This is a genomic window from Psychroflexus salinarum (genome assembly GCF_042677225.1).
GTDB classification, from domain to species: Bacteria; Bacteroidota; Bacteroidia; order Flavobacteriales; family Flavobacteriaceae; genus Psychroflexus; species Psychroflexus salinarum.
In genome coordinates this window covers 169,474-184,351 of record NZ_JBHTIV010000006.1, presented here as the reverse complement: position 1 = coordinate 184,351, position 14,878 = coordinate 169,474, and the positions used below count along the sequence as shown (strand labels likewise).

Here is a 14,878-nt window from a genome sequence, read left to right as displayed (position 1 = left end):
TTTTATCCGCTTTTCATATTCTTGTTTGAAAAAATTGTAAGTGCGCTTATCAAATTGACAGGTTTATTGTGATCATTATTACTTGTTTTAGATTTAAACTTACTGTAATAAAACAATTTCCAACGTTTATTATGATATTCTAAAGCTGTGAGGTTTTCAACCCAGTCTCCAGAGTTTAAATATAGACAAGTGCCATTTTTATTGACCTTTCGTGAGACTTGAGGTTTATGGATGTGGCCGCATATGACATAATGATAGCCGTTTTCAATTGCTAAATCGGTAGCTGTTTTCTCAAAATCGTCAATGAATTTTACCGCCTTTTTCACCGAGTTTTTAATCTTTTTTGATAGCGAATATTTTTCACGACCAATTTTCAATAGTAAAAAATTAAGAAACCTATTGCTTAAAATTAGTATATTGTAGCCCCATCCACCAAGTTTTGCTATCCATTTTGCATTTTGAACTGAAATATCAAAAACATCACCATGGAAAAACCAAGCTTTTTTGCCATCTAAATCTAGAATTAATTTGTCCAGTAATTTAATGTTCCCTATTTCAAAATCGCTGAGTTTTCTCAACATCTCATCATGATTTCCTGTTATATACACTATTTCAGTTCCAGACATAGAAAATTCAATCAGTTTTTTAATCACCGTCAAATGTGTTTTAGGAAAATAGTTTTTTCTGAATTGCCATATATCAATGATATCTCCATTAAGTATTATTTTTTTTGGTTCAATGGAGTCAAGATAGTTTAAAAGCTCTTGTGAATGACAACCAAAAGTTCCTAAGTGGATATCTGATAGAACAACTAAGTCAATTTTTCTTTTCAAAATGCATGGTTTTTATCAAAGTAACTCAGTTATTGACTTTTTGCTGTAAATCTAAGATTATGAAAGTTTAAGCCATAGGTTATGAATTCAACAGATTACTTAACTATAATTTTTACTTTATTTCTTTTAATTGCTATTTTTATTGAGTAATCTAATTTGATAACTTTTTGATTATTGCTTAAAACAATTACATTTGTTCAAAACATCTCATGGCATCAAATAGCTTCGGAAATTTTTTAAAACTCACTACTTACGGTGAATCTCATGGAGTTTCTATCGGAGGTATTCTTGATGGAGTCCCATCTGGAATACATCTAGATTTAGAGAAAATTCAAATTGAATTGGATAGAAGAAAGCCAGGACAATCTTCTATCGTTACACAAAGGAAAGAATCTGATATTGTACATTTCAAATCTGGCATTTTTGAAGGTTTAACTACAGGATTACCCATAGGTTTTGAAATACATAATACAGATAACAAGTCTAAGGATTACGGTCATATAAAAGATGTCTTTAGACCAAATCATGCTGATTATACTTACGATCAAAAATATGGACAGAGAGATTATAGAGGCGGAGGAAGGTCTAGTGCTAGAGAAACTGCATCCTGGGTTGTGGCAGGGGCAATAGCAAAACAAATATTAAAAGATGTAAGGTTTACAGCATATACTCATTCTGTTGGATCTCTTGAATTAACTGACGAAGATTCCATAGATTTTGATGTTATCGAAAAAAATCCTGTTAGATGTCCCAACCCAAAGGTTGCATCTCAAATGGAAGATTATATCAAAAAAATCAGAAAAGAAGGAGATACCATTGGTGGTATAGTGAAGTGTGTTATTTCAAATGCTCCAAAAAATCTTGGAGATCCTATTTTTGAAAAACTCCATGCAAATCTTGGTAAAGCTATGATGACAATTAATGCAGTAAAAGGATTTGATTATGGATCTGGTTTTGACGGTATTTCAATGAAAGGTAGCGAGCATAACGATCTGTTCAATACAGATGGAACTACCAAAACAAACCATAGTGGTGGCATTCAAGGTGGAATTTCAAACGGTATGGATATAAATTTCAGAGTAGCTTTTAAGCCTGTAGCAACATTGATGCAAAAACAACAAACTATAAATAAAAATTCTGAAGAAGTTGAAATGCAAGGCAAAGGAAGACACGATCCATGTGTTGTTCCCAGAGCAATTCCTGTCGTTGAAGCTATGGCTGCTTTAGTTTTAGCAGATGCTTATTTACTCAATAAACCCCTTAATTAACAAGAATGAAAAAATTAGAACTACACTGGCAGATTCTTATTGGAATGGGCCTAGGAATTTTATTTGCTTTTATATTATCAACCTTTGAATGGGGAAGTGGTTTTATCACAGATTGGATTAAACCCTTTGGAACAATTTTTATAAATGCTTTAAAGCTGATTGCAGTTCCTTTGATATTAGCTTCACTAATAAAAGGAGTTTCAGATTTGAAGGATATTTCAAGTCTTTCTCAAATGGGCTTAAGAACCATTTTAACCTACCTGACGACAACTGTAATTGCTGTTTCTATTGGACTCATAATTGTTAATGTTTTTGAGCCCGGGAAAAGTATAGAAAGTGATACGAGAGAAGAACTTGTCGAAAGTTACGGTGGTGATGCTGAAATAACTCGTCAAAATGCTCAAAAACAGAAGGAATCAGGTCCTTTGCAAGCACTCGAAGACTTGGTGCCAGATAATATTTTTGGGGCAGCATCCAGTAATGCAAATATGCTTCAAGTAATTTTCTTTGCTATATTTTTTGGTATCGGAATGATTTTAATCCCCGAAAAGAAGTCAAAACCTATAAAGGAGTTTTTTGATTCTCTCAATGAAGTCATATTAAAGATGATAGATCTTATTATGCTTGCTGCTCCTTACGGCGTTTTTGCATTATTAGCTGCATTAGTAGTTGAAGCCCCTAGTACAGATTTATTTATCGCTTTAGCTTATTATGCACTTTGTGTAGTTGGCGGATTGTTACTAATGATTGGTATTTACGCATTGATTGTTGGAATATTCACTAAAAAATCTCCTCGATTTTTTCTCAATGGAATTTCACCTGCACAGTTATTAGCTTTTTCGACAAGTTCTAGTGCAGCAACTTTACCAGTAACTATGGAACGGGTAGAAGAACACTTGGGTGTTGATCGTCAGGTATCAAGTTTTGTTTTGCCCATTGGAGCAACAATAAATATGGATGGAACAAGTCTTTACCAAGCAGTTGCTGCAGTTTTTATAGCTCAAGCTTTTGGCATGGATTTAAGTTTTGCAGCACAATTGGGAATTATTGCCACAGCAACTTTAGCATCAATAGGTTCTGCAGCAGTTCCAGGAGCTGGAATGGTTATGCTAGTCATCGTACTTGGACAAGCTGGTATTCCAGAAGCTGGATTAGCACTTATATTCGCTGTCGACAGACCCCTAGATATGTTAAGAACTAGTGTAAACGTTACTGGTGATGCAGCAGTATCTATGCTAGTGGCAAAATCACAAAATAAACTGGGAGATCCGGAAGTTAAAAATTGGGATGATAAATATAAGAAAGAGGATTTTGATAGTTAATCAATTGATTTGATCGAAATTTAAACAAAAAAAGCAGCTTTAAAAGCCGCTTTTTTTGTTTAGAAAACTAAGGTTTATTTAAAATAACTAAAGTTCTCACCATCTTTAATTTCTAATAAAGAATTGTAAATCAGTTTTATAACATTTTCAACATCTTCTTCATGTACCATTTCTACTGTGGTGTGCATATATCTTAATGGCAAAGAAATTAATGCGGATGCAACACCGCCATTGCTATAAGCAAAAGCATCAGTATCCGTTCCAGTCATTCTACTTGCCGCTAAGCGCTGAAAAGGGATTTTATGTTTTTCTGCAGTATCTATAAGCAACTCACGCAATTTATTTTGTACTGCTGGTGCATAGCTAATGACAGGACCTGCTCCAATTTCAGTCATACCTTCTTTCTTTTTATCAATCATTGGAGTTGTGGTATCATGACAGACATCAGTTACAATCGCTACATTTGGTTTGATGGTATTGCTTATCATTTCTGCTCCACGTAATCCTATTTCTTCCTGAACAGAATTTGTGATATAGAGTCCGAAAGGTAAATCCACCTTGTTTTCTTTCAGCATTCTAGCTACTTCAGCAATCATAAAGCCGCCCATTCTGTTATCTAATCCTCTACAAACAAATTTGTTTTTATTCAATATGAAAAACTCATCTGGATAGGTAATGACGCAGCCTACATGAACTCCTAGTTTTTCAACTTCTTCTTTATTTGAACAACCAACGTCGATGCATATATTTTCAATTTTTGGAGTCTCTTCTTTAGCTTTATCTCGTGTGTGAATCGCTGGCCAGCCAAAAACACCTTTTACAATTCCATTTTTAGTATGAATGTTTACACGTTTGGAAGTCGCTATTTGATGGTCACTACCACCGTTTCTAATGACGTAAATTAATCCATCATCGGTGATATAATTAACATACCAAGATATCTCATCAGCATGACCTTCTATTACTACTTTAAAATCTGCATCAGGATTAATCACTCCAACAGCACTCCCATAGGTGTCAGTAATAAATTCATCCACATAAGGTTTTAAATAGTCCATCCATAATTTTTGGCCTTCCCATTCATATCCTGTTGGAGCAGCATTATTTAAATATTTTTCTAAAAATTTAAGCGAATTATCGTTCATATCTATATGTTTTGTTGCGCTAATTTAATAAAGTATTGAGATATAGTTAGAAACGAATTCTTAATTTTGGAATGATTTTAGCTCATATTACATTAAATAAAATTATCGTGAAAATTAGTGCTTGTTTTTGCTTGTTTATGGTTTTATCTGTAAACGCTCAAGACTATAATTACAAAGAAATATCAACTGTTCCTATTCAGGAACAGAAAAAATATATTATTATAAGTAAAGACACTTCATACGTAAGTGAAGTCGAACTCGATGAAGTTATCATCTATCCAAAACTCAAGTTTAAAAACAGAGATGATTTTAGGAGCTACCTTATTCTAAAACGTAAAACGAAAAAAGTTTGGCCCTACGCCAAATTAGCCTCCGAGAGATTTCAGGTTTTGAATCAAAGGCTCGAAAGCATTGAGTCTAAAAACGATAAACGAAGATATACAAAGGTAATTCAACGATATGTTGAAGACGAATTCACTGAAGAATTAAAAAAATTGACTAAGACTGAAGGACAAATTTTAGTTAAATTAATTCATCGTCAAACTGGTGAGACAACTTTTGATTTGGTGAAAGATCTAAGATCTGGTTGGAGAGCTTTCTGGTATAATACAACTGCAAACTTTTTTAATATCTCACTTAAAGAAGAATATAATCCATCAGAAATTAAAGAAGACTTTTATATTGAAGATATTTTGCAAAGAGAATTTCAATCTGGTGGTTTAGAAAATTTAGCACCTAAAATAGATATTAAGCATTTAGAGCTCATGAGTAAATGGCAAAAAGATTCTACCATTTCATATCCACCTTCAGCAGGATCTTTTAGGAGACATTAATGCTAATTAAATCTGAAATAGTATTAGCATTCATTATAAATCCTTCAGTATCTAAGTTTATATCTTGTCTTTAAGCAATATATTTTATTGATTATAAATCATTTCATGATTACATTATAATCTTTCAAGATATGCTGAAACTCTTGCTTATCAAATTCAAAATTTGAGAAAATTTCATCGTGTTTTGTTCTATTCTCCATTCGCTTTATGTTTTTTATAAAGCGTCTATAATCATCTTCAGAGCTTAGCTCTAAGCCTGGTACTTCTATAGATTTGCCACTTTCATCTTTAGCAACCATCGTAAAATAAGAAGAATTACAATGTTTTATACTCCCATCCTGTATGTGCTCGGCTTCTACTCGTACACCTACTACCATTGAGGTTCTCCCTACATAGTTAACAGTAGATTTTAAAGTCAAAAGTTCTCCAACCTCAACTGGATTCAAAAAGTCAACACGATCTACACTTGCAGTAACGCAGTAATTTTCGGAATGTTTGGAAGCGCAGGCAAAAGCGACCTGGTCAAGAAGTGATAAAATAAAACCTCCGTGAATCTTGCCTCCGAAGTTGGAATGGGAGGGAAGCATTAATTGACTGAGAATAACAGCAGACTCTGAACTATGTTTAAATTTTTTGGTCATTGGTTTGATTTTATTTATTTATAACCCATTTTGAATCAATTGTTTTTTTGGAAGTGACCCCGAAATCTTTTAGGGCTTCTACATCTTTTATAAGGTTTTGTTGGCCTGTCAACTTTTTCATAGCTTGGTCGTATGTAGATTTTGTAGAGTCTATTCTGTTTCCTACAGCATCCAATCCTTCAATTAAATTCACGAATTTATCATATAAATCTCCAGCATGTTTAGCTATTTCTAGCGCATTCTGCTGCTGCTTTTCATTACTCCAAACCATATCAACAGTTCTTAGGGTAGATAATAAAGTTGTAGGACTTACCATTAAAATATTATCCTGAAAAGCAGAATAGAAAAAATTAGAGTTTTCGCTCTGGGCCAAAAACAAGGCGGGTTCAACAGGAATAAACATCAGTATGAAATCAGGTGAAGAACCACCACCTAACAATTCGTAGCGTTTTTCTTTTAAATCTTTGAGGTGAGTTTCCAAAGACTTGACATGTGCCTTCAGATAAGCCTGTTTTTCCTTTTCATTTTCTGTATTTATATAATTCTCATAAGACTTCAAGCTCACTTTAGAATCGATAACCATGAGCTTTTCGTTAGGTAAATATACTACGACATCTGGTAGCTTACTCACACCATTTTCATCTTTGTAATGTTTCTGTATATCATATTCCCTGCCTTTTACTAAGCCAGATTTTTGTAATACCTTTTCCAGAATCATCTCACCCCAATTGCCCTGAGTTTTATTATCACCTTTCAAAGCTTTGGTCAAATTATTAGCTTCTTCAGAAATTCTCAAATTCTGTTCATTCAAATGTTTCAACTGTTCTCCCAATTGGGAATGTCCCTTCAAAAAATCAGTATTTGTTTTTTCGATTTTGGTTTCAAAAGAATTGAGCCTTTCTTTTAATGGTTCTAAAATGTGAGAGATGTTTTTCTTGTTTTCCAGAGTAAATTTTTCAGATTTCTGCTCCAAAATTCGCTGAGCTAAGTTTTCGAACTCTTCTCCAAATTTCTTCTGTAAGGCTTGCATTTCGGTCTTTTGCTCAGCCCATTGTCTTTGTAACCCTACGAGTTCGGTTTCTTTCTGGGTCAATTTATTCTGAATTTGATAACGTTCATTTACCTCAGATTTCAATTCAGCTTGAAGCTTCTCGTTAGCTTTCATGTAGTCGTCTTTGGTTTTTCCCTCTCGCTGAAGGGATTCAGCGTAAAGATTTTCGAAATGAGAAGAGGTAGTTTTCCATTTGGAAATGGTAGAACCGTCTATAAGCTTAGCGATAATAAATCCCAAAACTGAAGCGGTGATACCTATTAGGATTAAACTTGAAATTTCCATGAAAGAGATTTTTTCAAATATAGAAAAGGAATAGTTAGAAAAAATAAATTAAGATGAACACTACTTTGTTTTTTTAACTTTAGAAAGGTCTAAAAGATTAAAAGGATTGATTCCTAAACCTTCAACATCCTTTGACCTAAATCTTACAACTTCATCATAGTAAAGCGGTATCACTGGCGCTTCCTCAATAAGTAGAGAATCCATTTGTGAATAGAGCTCATACCTCAAGGAATCTTCAGTAATGCTTAAGGCTTCCTCATAGAGTTCATCAAAAGGTTCATTTTTGAAATGCGTATAATTGGGCCCGTTGGGAGAGAAATTCTCGCTGTAAAACAAAGACAGATAATTGATCGCATCGGGATAGTCGGCAATCCAACTCGCTCTAAAATTATTTAACTGACCCGCTGAACGTTTTTGTCGAATCGTAGAAGGTGGCATGACGTCAATTTCTACTTGAACACCAATTCTTTGAACTTCCTTCTGAATAAACTCAACCAAGTCTATATAAGACGGATTTGTACTGATAATAAGTTTTGGGAATCTAATACCTGTTTCTTCTTTAAACTTTTGAATTAGTTGTCTGGCTTTTTCTGGCTGATAGGTAAAACCTTGAATTCTTGCTCGTCCCGAAAGTCCTTCAGGGATAAAACCTTTATGAGCAGGAATACCAATGTTATTCCTTAAGTATTTTATCATTTTATCTCGATCAAAAGCATAATTGATTGCTCTGCGAAAGGCTTTGGATTTCATTTCTTTAGAGTCAGAATCTAAATAAAAACCAAGGTATTCTGTATTGAGGTACGGACTTTTTTCCATAGCAATATCACTTTTAAACTTTGAATTGAGTTCACCACTCTCAGTGATGAGTTCATCCTTGTAGGAGGGATCTAAACCACTTAGAAAATCTAATTTTCCTTGTACAAAAGCTAAAAACTCACTTTGTTTATCTGGTAAAAAAGTAATAGCTACAGCTTCAAGATAAGGCAATGAATCGCCTTCAGTATCAGTTTTGAAATAAAGATTATTTTTTCTTAAAACTAGTTTTTCTCCAATCTCCCAGCGCTTAAACTTAAATGGACCTGTCCCTATTGGCGAAGTTTGAAAATCCAATTGATCTATTTCAACAGGAAGAACGGAACAGAATTTTGATGTCAGTAATCCTAAAAATGCTGGAAATTTTTGTTTCAATTCAATTTCAACAATAGAATCATTGATAGCTTCAATTCTTTTCACATCAGACATCACCCAGCTTCCTGGTGATGCTACCTTGGGATCGGTTAAGCGTTTTAGACTGTACTCAACATCCAAAGCAACAACTTGTCGAGTAGAATCTTTACCAAAAATGCTGTGTTTGTGGAATAAAATATTGTCTCTCAATTCGAATGTATAAATCAAGCCATCTTCAGAAATGGACCAGGTTTCAGCAAGATCACCTTCGACAGCTAAATTTTCATCAAGTTTCACCAAAGTATTGTAGAGCTGATGAGCTGGCCAGATGTTACGTTGGTCCTTCGCAAATGCTGGATCTAGAGAGGTAATATTAGCATGTTCATTATATCTGAAGACCAAGTGATCGCGATCTTTGGTTTTAGAATCCGAGCATGAAGCTAACGCTATTAAAATCAGTAGAAAAAATAAAGATGGAATAGAGTAGGAGTTCAATTTTCGGGAATAAATTTTAGTTGGTATCTTTGCAAACAATTGCGAATATAGAGGTTTCTTCTGAATTTGTTTTCGTTAAGAAAAATCTTCCAAAACTAAATTATGTCCACACCCAAAGTTGCATTTTATACCTTAGGCTGTAAGTTGAATTTTTCTGAAACTTCTACTATAGCTAGGAATTTTCAAGATGAAGGTTACGAGCGTGTCGAATTTGAAAGCGATCCAGATGTTGTGGTAATCAATACCTGTAGCGTCACAGAAAATGCTGATAAACGTTTTAAAACCATCGTCAAGCAAGCTCAAAAATCAAATCCGGATGCATTCATTATAGGAATTGGTTGTTATGCACAACTGAAACCAGAAGAACTGGCAAATGTGAACGGTGTTGATTTGGTGTTAGGAGCAACCGAAAAATTCAAAGTCACAGATTACATTACAGATTTGACCAAAAACGATTTTGGTGAAGTGCATTCTTGTGAAATAGATGAAGCCGATTTCTATGTAGGTTCTTATTCTATAGGAGACAGGACGCGAGCTTTTCTAAAAGTTCAAGACGGTTGTGATTACAAATGTACCTATTGCACAATTCCGTTGGCACGAGGCATTTCAAGATCAGATAAGCTAGAAAATGTCCTTAAAAATGCAAAAGAAATTTCTGAGCAAGGGATCAAAGAAATAGTGTTAACGGGTGTGAATATTGGTGATTACGGTAAAGGTGAATTTGGTAATAAAAAGCATGAACATACATTTCTTGACCTTGTAAAATCACTTGACTATGTGGAAGGCATTGACAGAGTTAGAATTTCTTCTATCGAACCGAATTTACTAAAAGACGAAACCATAGATTTTGTAGCCAATAGCAATTGTTTTGTCCCACACTTTCATATTCCCTTACAAAGTGGGAGCAATCAGCTTTTGAAAAAAATGCGTAGACGTTATATGAGAGAACTCTACGTAGATCGTGTTGAAAGTATAAAAAGTAAAATGCCAGACGCCTGCATTGGCGTAGATGTTATAGTTGGTTTTCCAGGTGAAACGGATGAATTGTTTTTGGAAACCTTCAATTTTTTAAACGAACTGGATATTTCTTATTTGCATGTGTTTACCTTTTCAGAAAGAGATAACACACCAGCTGCAGAGATGGAAGATGTAGTGCCTTTAAAAGTAAGAAAGAAACGGAGTAAGATGCTGAGAGGGCTGTCTGCTAAAAAAAGACGAGCTTTCTATGAAAGTCAGTTAGAATCCACACATGAAGTCTTGTTCGAAGGCGAAAATAAATCTGGATATATTCATGGTTTTACAGAAAACTACGTGAAAGTAAAAAGCTTTTGGAATCCTGAATTAGTAAATACTAAACATCAAGTTATGCTAAATGAAATTGATGAAGATGGACTGGTGAAAGTTGATTTTGTAAACGAAGTTATACCTGCAGAATAATTTATATAATTTATTAGATTTCGAACCCTATATATCAAGTCTAAATAAAACGCTAAAGTTGAAATAAAGCCTTTTGACTAGTGTTTCATTCCTTATTTTTATAAACTGGTTATAGAATCAATTTAAAATAAACTGAATACTAATAAAATTAATATTTCGATTATGGCACATTTAAGATTAGGAGATACAGCTCCAGATTTTACTGCAGAAACCACAGAAGGTAAAATTTCATTTCACGATTGGTTGGGAGAAAGCTGGGGGATTATTTATTCTCATCCTGCAGACTTTACACCGGTGTGTACTACAGAATTAGGTAGAACCGCTCAGTTAAAAGATGAATTTGACAAAAGACATGTAAAAGTTATTGCCTTAAGTGTTGACCCAGTAAAAGATCACCACGAGTGGATAAAAGACATAAACGAAACTCAGAATACAACAGTCAATTTTCCAATAATAGCAGATGAGGATAAAAAAGTTGCAGAATTATATGATATGATTCACCCTAATACATCCGAAAAAGCTACAGTGCGTTCTGTATTTGTGATTGGACCTGATAAAAAAATCAAATTGACCTTGACTTATCCACCTTCAACAGGAAGAAATTTTGATGAGTTGTTGAGAGTTATAGATAGTTTACAATTGACTGCCAATCATAAACTGGCAACTCCAGCAGATTGGAAACAAGGCGATGATGCTATTATTTCTCCATCTGTAAGTGATGAAGAAGCAAAAGAAAAGTTCCCTGATTATAAGGAAATCAAACCTTACTTAAGAACAACTTCTTATTAAGTAAACTAAAATTCAAATCTAACTCTCTATCGAAAGATAGGGAGTTTTTTTATTTCAAACTACCCCGAAGCACAGCCATATTTTGGAGATATCTATGTTTTGCTAAAGATTGGCAAAAGGAACTGAGCCATTTATTACTAATTCGTATTATAAAAATAATTTTTTCTAAGGTCTAATTTGAAATCAATTTTTAAACTACATTTGATAGGTTATTCAATTCTTTAATGAACAAACTCATAGTGGTGAGCCAACCCGAAAAATGGCCAATTATAGTGGATCATACGTCCATTATAACCTCACAAGATTACTTGACAAAACCCGAATATGCAGAGTTAAAAAATGCTAGGGTATTCAACTTAAGTGATAAGTACAGTTATCAATCCAAAGGATACTACGTTTCCCTATTGGCTGAAGCTCGCGGACATACTTCAATTCCTACAATTAGTAACCTGGTTGATCTTGGAGAAAAAAAATTGGTAAAAATCGTTTCTGAGGATTTTGAAGAAGAAATTCAGAAGAGTTTAAAATCGATTAAGTCACAAGAATTCACCTTAAGTATTTATTTTGGACAAAATGTAGCTCAAAAGTATCGAGAATTAAGTAGTTTGATATTTAGATATTTTCAAATTCCATTTCTTAGAGTAGTTTTTAAACACACCACCAAATGGAACATCAAATCCATAAGAGCCATTTCGCTTTCTGAAATTCCTGATGAGCACTTAGAAAGCATGCATCATTTTGCATCTCAGTATTTTGCTAAAAAACGTTACGATACGCCCAAAGTTGATAAATCTGAATATGATTTAGCGATTTTAGTTCAGAAGAATGATCCTGCACCACCAAGTAATCCAAAAGCTTTGAAAAAATTTATGGATTTAGCAGAGAAAATGAACTTTTATGTTGAGCTCATCTCACCTGAAGATTTATACAGACTTTCGTCTTTTGATGCCTTGTTCATCAGGCAAAGCACCGAAGTGACTAATGAAGCTTACACTTTTGCTAGAAAAGCTTTGCAGGACGGTTTAGCTATTATTGATTATCCAGATTCAATTTTGAAATGCTGCAATAAAGTGTTTATGGCTGAAGCTCTGAATAAAAACGGAATCCCTACACCAAAAACCATGATCGTGCATAAGGATAATGAACACGAAGTTCTGAAAGTAACAGGCTTACCATGTGTGTTGAAATCACCAGATTCCACATTTTCTTTTGGTGTAAAGAAGGCGAAGACCCAAGAAGAATATGAAACCCTAATCAATGAAATGTTTAAAACGTCAGACCTGGTGATTGCCCAAGAATACACCTATTCTGAATACGATTGGAGAATAGGAATCATAGATTCCAAACCATTTTATGCTTGCAGATATTTCATGGCTAAAGGACACTGGCAAATCTACAACTGGTCGGCTAACAAGAAGGATGACCAAGATGGCAATGCTGATTGTTTTGCTGTAGAAGATGTTCCAGAACAAGTGATGAAAGCTGCGTTAAAGTCAGCAAAAATAATGGGAAAAGGACTTTATGGTATCGACGTAAAAGAAGTCAACGGAAAAGCCCTTGTCATAGAAATCAACGATAACCCTAATATTGATTTTGGGGTAGAAGACGGATTGTATGGGGATGCCGTTTACACAACCATTCTTCAAGCTTTGAAAAATCGTCTTAATTCAAAACTAGAGTCATGAAATATCATCTCTTTGAAGTGTTTGGTATTGAATTAGAATATATGCTTGTGAATACCACAACGGGTGAAATTCAACCTGCTGTGGATGAATTGATGAAACTCAAAACAGGAAATATTGTTTCTGATGTTGACAACGGCCCTATTGAATGGAGCAACGAATTAGCGGCTCATGTCATTGAATTAAAAACCAACGGTCCTACAAAAGATTTGGATGCTTTAGACCATAAATTTCATGAAAATATCATTGAGATTAATGATTTGCTTAAGACCAAAACCCTTTGTTTATGGCCAACGGCTTCGCATCCCTTTATGAATCCGGAACTGGAAATGAAGCTTTGGCAACACTCTTACAGCGAAGTGTATACACTTTATAATAGAATATTTGATTGTAGAGGGCATGGGTGGTCCAATGTTCAGAGTATGCACATCAACTTGCCGTTTTACGATAACTCCGAATTTGAAAAACTGCATGCAGCGATACGGATTCTGCTTCCGATTTTACCAGCCTTAAGTGCAAGTTCACCAATTTTGGATAGTAAATATTTAGGAATCAAAGATTCAAGAATGAAGTTGTACTTGACCAATCAACAGCAAATTCCAGAAATGACAGGGAAGGTGATTCCTGAGCAGGTATTTAGTTATGAGACTTACAAAACCAAAATTTTTGATCCTATTAATGCAGCAATTGCGCCTTTTGATAAAGACAAAATTTTAGAGCATCATTTTCTGAATTCCAGAGGAGCAATTGCCAGGTTTGATAGAAATGCGATAGAAATTCGTGTCTTGGATTTGCAAGAATGTGCTTTGGCAGATGTTGCCATTGCCAGTTTTGTTGTTGAAGTTTTGAAAGATTTAATCAATGAAAATTATTCAACATTGGATGAACAAAAAACATGGCATGAAGATACTCTTTTTGAAATTTTGAATCAAAGCATTGAACATGCTGAAGAAGCTTTTATTCATAATAAAGCCTATCTCAAATTATTAGGGATTGAATCTGAATCAATGGCTATAAAAGATATTTTCATTCATTTATTTAAAAATGTATCTACAAGAATGAACATAAGACATGCTAAAGCAATTGAGCTAATTCTCGAACATGGAAGCTTATCCACTAGAATTTTAAAAGCTATTAACGGTGATTTTTCTAAAGTGAATATTATAAAAATCTATCAAAGGCTCGGAGATCAGTTAACAAAAAATGAATTGTTTTTACCGTGAAATTAATCCTGACTTGTGAGCATGCAACTAATTTATTGCCCTCATCATATCATTCATTATTTAAAAATGAACAAGACCTTTTAAACACTCACGAAGGTTTTGATATCGGAGCTTTTGAAGTCTATAAATCCTTACAAAATCTCGCTCATTATTCTTTGCATTATCCATGGAGCAGACTTTTAATAGAAATCAACAGGTCTTTGCATCATTCAAACTTATTTTCAACTATCTCAAAAAAATTGGATAAAGCAGAAAAAAACCGCATCATAACTAATTATTATGAACCCTATCGGAATCAAATTCAGCAGAAAATAAAAGAAAGTATCGACAGAGGAGAGCAGGTATTACACTTATCTATACATAGTTTTACACCGATATTAAATGGATATGTCCGAGAAACTGACTTAGGTATTTTGTATGATCCCAGGCGAAATGCTGAAAAAGACTGGGCTGAAAATTTTCGAAAAGAATTGAGTTTACAATTTGGTCAATTCAGAATAAGAATGAATTATCCGTATCTGGGAAAAGCTGATGGGTTCACGACAAGTTTAAGAACAAAATTCCCTAGAAAATATTTGGGTATTGAACTTGAAATCAATCAGAAATTATTTAAAAACCTCGATGAAACTGAAGCATTCAAATTAAAATTAAATCAATGTTTAATTGCCAATTTATAAGACTTTAAAACCTGTTAAGATTCTTGTCAA

The 14,878-nt window shown here is 34.0% G+C and carries 13 protein-coding genes; 8 read left to right on the top strand and 5 right to left on the bottom strand.

Features of this window, described 5'->3' with window-relative positions; genetic code table 11:
* Positions 1-2: 2 nt before the first annotated feature.
* The gene (locus ACFQ0R_RS06700; protein ID WP_379657644.1) at positions 3-836 is read right to left on the bottom strand and encodes a UDP-2,3-diacylglucosamine diphosphatase; all 834 of its coding nucleotides are present in this window, start codon (positions 834-836) and stop codon (positions 3-5) included.
* A 206-nt stretch (positions 837-1,042) separates the two neighbouring features.
* Here ACFQ0R_RS06700 and aroC point away from each other — a divergent pair, with 206 nt between their 5' ends.
* Positions 1,043-2,101, top strand: a complete 1,059-nt coding sequence (aroC, locus tag ACFQ0R_RS06695) for a chorismate synthase (RefSeq protein ID WP_379657615.1) — start codon at positions 1,043-1,045, stop codon at positions 2,099-2,101.
* Positions 2,102-2,106: 5 nt separating this feature from the next.
* Positions 2,107-3,423 carry a dicarboxylate/amino acid:cation symporter gene (locus ACFQ0R_RS06690; RefSeq protein ID WP_379657614.1) on the top strand — a complete coding sequence of 439 codons (1,317 nt, stop codon included), beginning with the start codon at positions 2,107-2,109 and terminating at the stop codon, positions 3,421-3,423.
* A gap of 74 nt (positions 3,424-3,497) precedes the next feature.
* Here the strand turns inward: ACFQ0R_RS06690 and ACFQ0R_RS06685 are convergent, their stop codons facing one another.
* Positions 3,498-4,568 (bottom strand): M42 family metallopeptidase, encoded by a 1,071-nt coding sequence (locus ACFQ0R_RS06685; protein WP_379657613.1) that lies wholly within the window; start codon positions 4,566-4,568, stop codon positions 3,498-3,500.
* A gap of 107 nt (positions 4,569-4,675) precedes the next feature.
* Between ACFQ0R_RS06685 and ACFQ0R_RS06680 the strand changes: the two genes are divergently transcribed.
* Complete coding sequence (locus ACFQ0R_RS06680; protein ID WP_379657612.1) at positions 4,676-5,401, top strand: DUF4294 domain-containing protein; 726 nt, start codon at positions 4,676-4,678, stop codon at positions 5,399-5,401.
* Positions 5,402-5,499: 98 nt separating this feature from the next.
* Here the strand turns inward: ACFQ0R_RS06680 and ACFQ0R_RS06675 are convergent, their stop codons facing one another.
* From ACFQ0R_RS06675 to ACFQ0R_RS06665, 3 genes are read right to left on the bottom strand one after another with little or no spacing between them, the layout of a single operon-like run.
* Complete coding sequence (locus tag ACFQ0R_RS06675; RefSeq protein ID WP_379657611.1) at positions 5,500-6,042, bottom strand: acyl-CoA thioesterase; 543 nt, start codon at positions 6,040-6,042, stop codon at positions 5,500-5,502.
* Between the two features lie 10 nt (positions 6,043-6,052).
* Positions 6,053-7,378, bottom strand: coding sequence for a DNA recombination protein RmuC (locus tag ACFQ0R_RS06670; RefSeq protein ID WP_379657610.1), 1,326 nt, complete (start codon positions 7,376-7,378; stop codon positions 6,053-6,055).
* A gap of 60 nt (positions 7,379-7,438) precedes the next feature.
* A complete protein-coding gene (locus ACFQ0R_RS06665) occupies positions 7,439-9,040 on the bottom strand; it encodes an ABC transporter substrate-binding protein (protein WP_379657609.1) in 1,602 nt (533 codons plus the stop codon).
* Between the two features lie 102 nt (positions 9,041-9,142).
* Between ACFQ0R_RS06665 and mtaB the strand changes: the two genes are divergently transcribed.
* From mtaB to ACFQ0R_RS06640, 5 genes are all read left to right on the top strand, one after another.
* Complete coding sequence (gene mtaB, locus ACFQ0R_RS06660) at positions 9,143-10,477, top strand: tRNA (N(6)-L-threonylcarbamoyladenosine(37)-C(2))-methylthiotransferase MtaB (RefSeq protein WP_379657608.1); 1,335 nt, start codon at positions 9,143-9,145, stop codon at positions 10,475-10,477.
* A gap of 162 nt (positions 10,478-10,639) precedes the next feature.
* The gene (locus ACFQ0R_RS06655) at positions 10,640-11,266 is read left to right on the top strand and encodes a peroxiredoxin (protein WP_379657607.1); all 627 of its coding nucleotides are present in this window, start codon (positions 10,640-10,642) and stop codon (positions 11,264-11,266) included.
* Between the two features lie 224 nt (positions 11,267-11,490).
* Positions 11,491-12,951, top strand: a complete 1,461-nt coding sequence (locus ACFQ0R_RS06650; protein WP_379657606.1) for a RimK family protein — start codon at positions 11,491-11,493, stop codon at positions 12,949-12,951.
* Positions 12,948-14,171, top strand: coding sequence for a glutamate-cysteine ligase family protein (locus tag ACFQ0R_RS06645; RefSeq protein WP_379657605.1), 1,224 nt, complete (start codon positions 12,948-12,950; stop codon positions 14,169-14,171). The genes ACFQ0R_RS06650 and ACFQ0R_RS06645 overlap by 4 nt, the downstream gene beginning before the upstream one ends.
* Positions 14,168-14,848 carry an N-formylglutamate amidohydrolase gene (locus tag ACFQ0R_RS06640; protein ID WP_379657604.1) on the top strand — a complete coding sequence of 227 codons (681 nt, stop codon included), beginning with the start codon at positions 14,168-14,170 and terminating at the stop codon, positions 14,846-14,848. Before ACFQ0R_RS06645 ends, ACFQ0R_RS06640 begins: the two co-directional genes overlap by 4 nt.
* Positions 14,849-14,878 lie beyond the last annotated feature (30 nt).

Bases quoted from the DNA above. Each gene is read 5' to 3' on its own strand.
- ACFQ0R_RS06645 (WP_379657605.1), top strand. From the start codon at position 12,948: ATGAAATATCATCTCTTTGAAGTGTTTGGTATTGAATTAGAATATATG.
- ACFQ0R_RS06685 (WP_379657613.1), bottom strand. From the start codon at position 4,568: ATGAACGATAATTCGCTTAAATTTTTAGAAAAATATTTAAATAATGCT.
- ACFQ0R_RS06670 (WP_379657610.1), bottom strand. From the start codon at position 7,378: ATGGAAATTTCAAGTTTAATCCTAATAGGTATCACCGCTTCAGTTTTG.
- ACFQ0R_RS06655 (WP_379657607.1), top strand. From the start codon at position 10,640: ATGGCACATTTAAGATTAGGAGATACAGCTCCAGATTTTACTGCAGAA.
- mtaB (WP_379657608.1), top strand. From the start codon at position 9,143: ATGTCCACACCCAAAGTTGCATTTTATACCTTAGGCTGTAAGTTGAAT.
- aroC (WP_379657615.1), top strand. From the start codon at position 1,043: ATGGCATCAAATAGCTTCGGAAATTTTTTAAAACTCACTACTTACGGT.
- ACFQ0R_RS06675 (WP_379657611.1), bottom strand. From the start codon at position 6,042: ATGACCAAAAAATTTAAACATAGTTCAGAGTCTGCTGTTATTCTCAGT.
- ACFQ0R_RS06690 (WP_379657614.1), top strand. From the start codon at position 2,107: ATGAAAAAATTAGAACTACACTGGCAGATTCTTATTGGAATGGGCCTA.
- ACFQ0R_RS06650 (WP_379657606.1), top strand. From the start codon at position 11,491: ATGAACAAACTCATAGTGGTGAGCCAACCCGAAAAATGGCCAATTATA.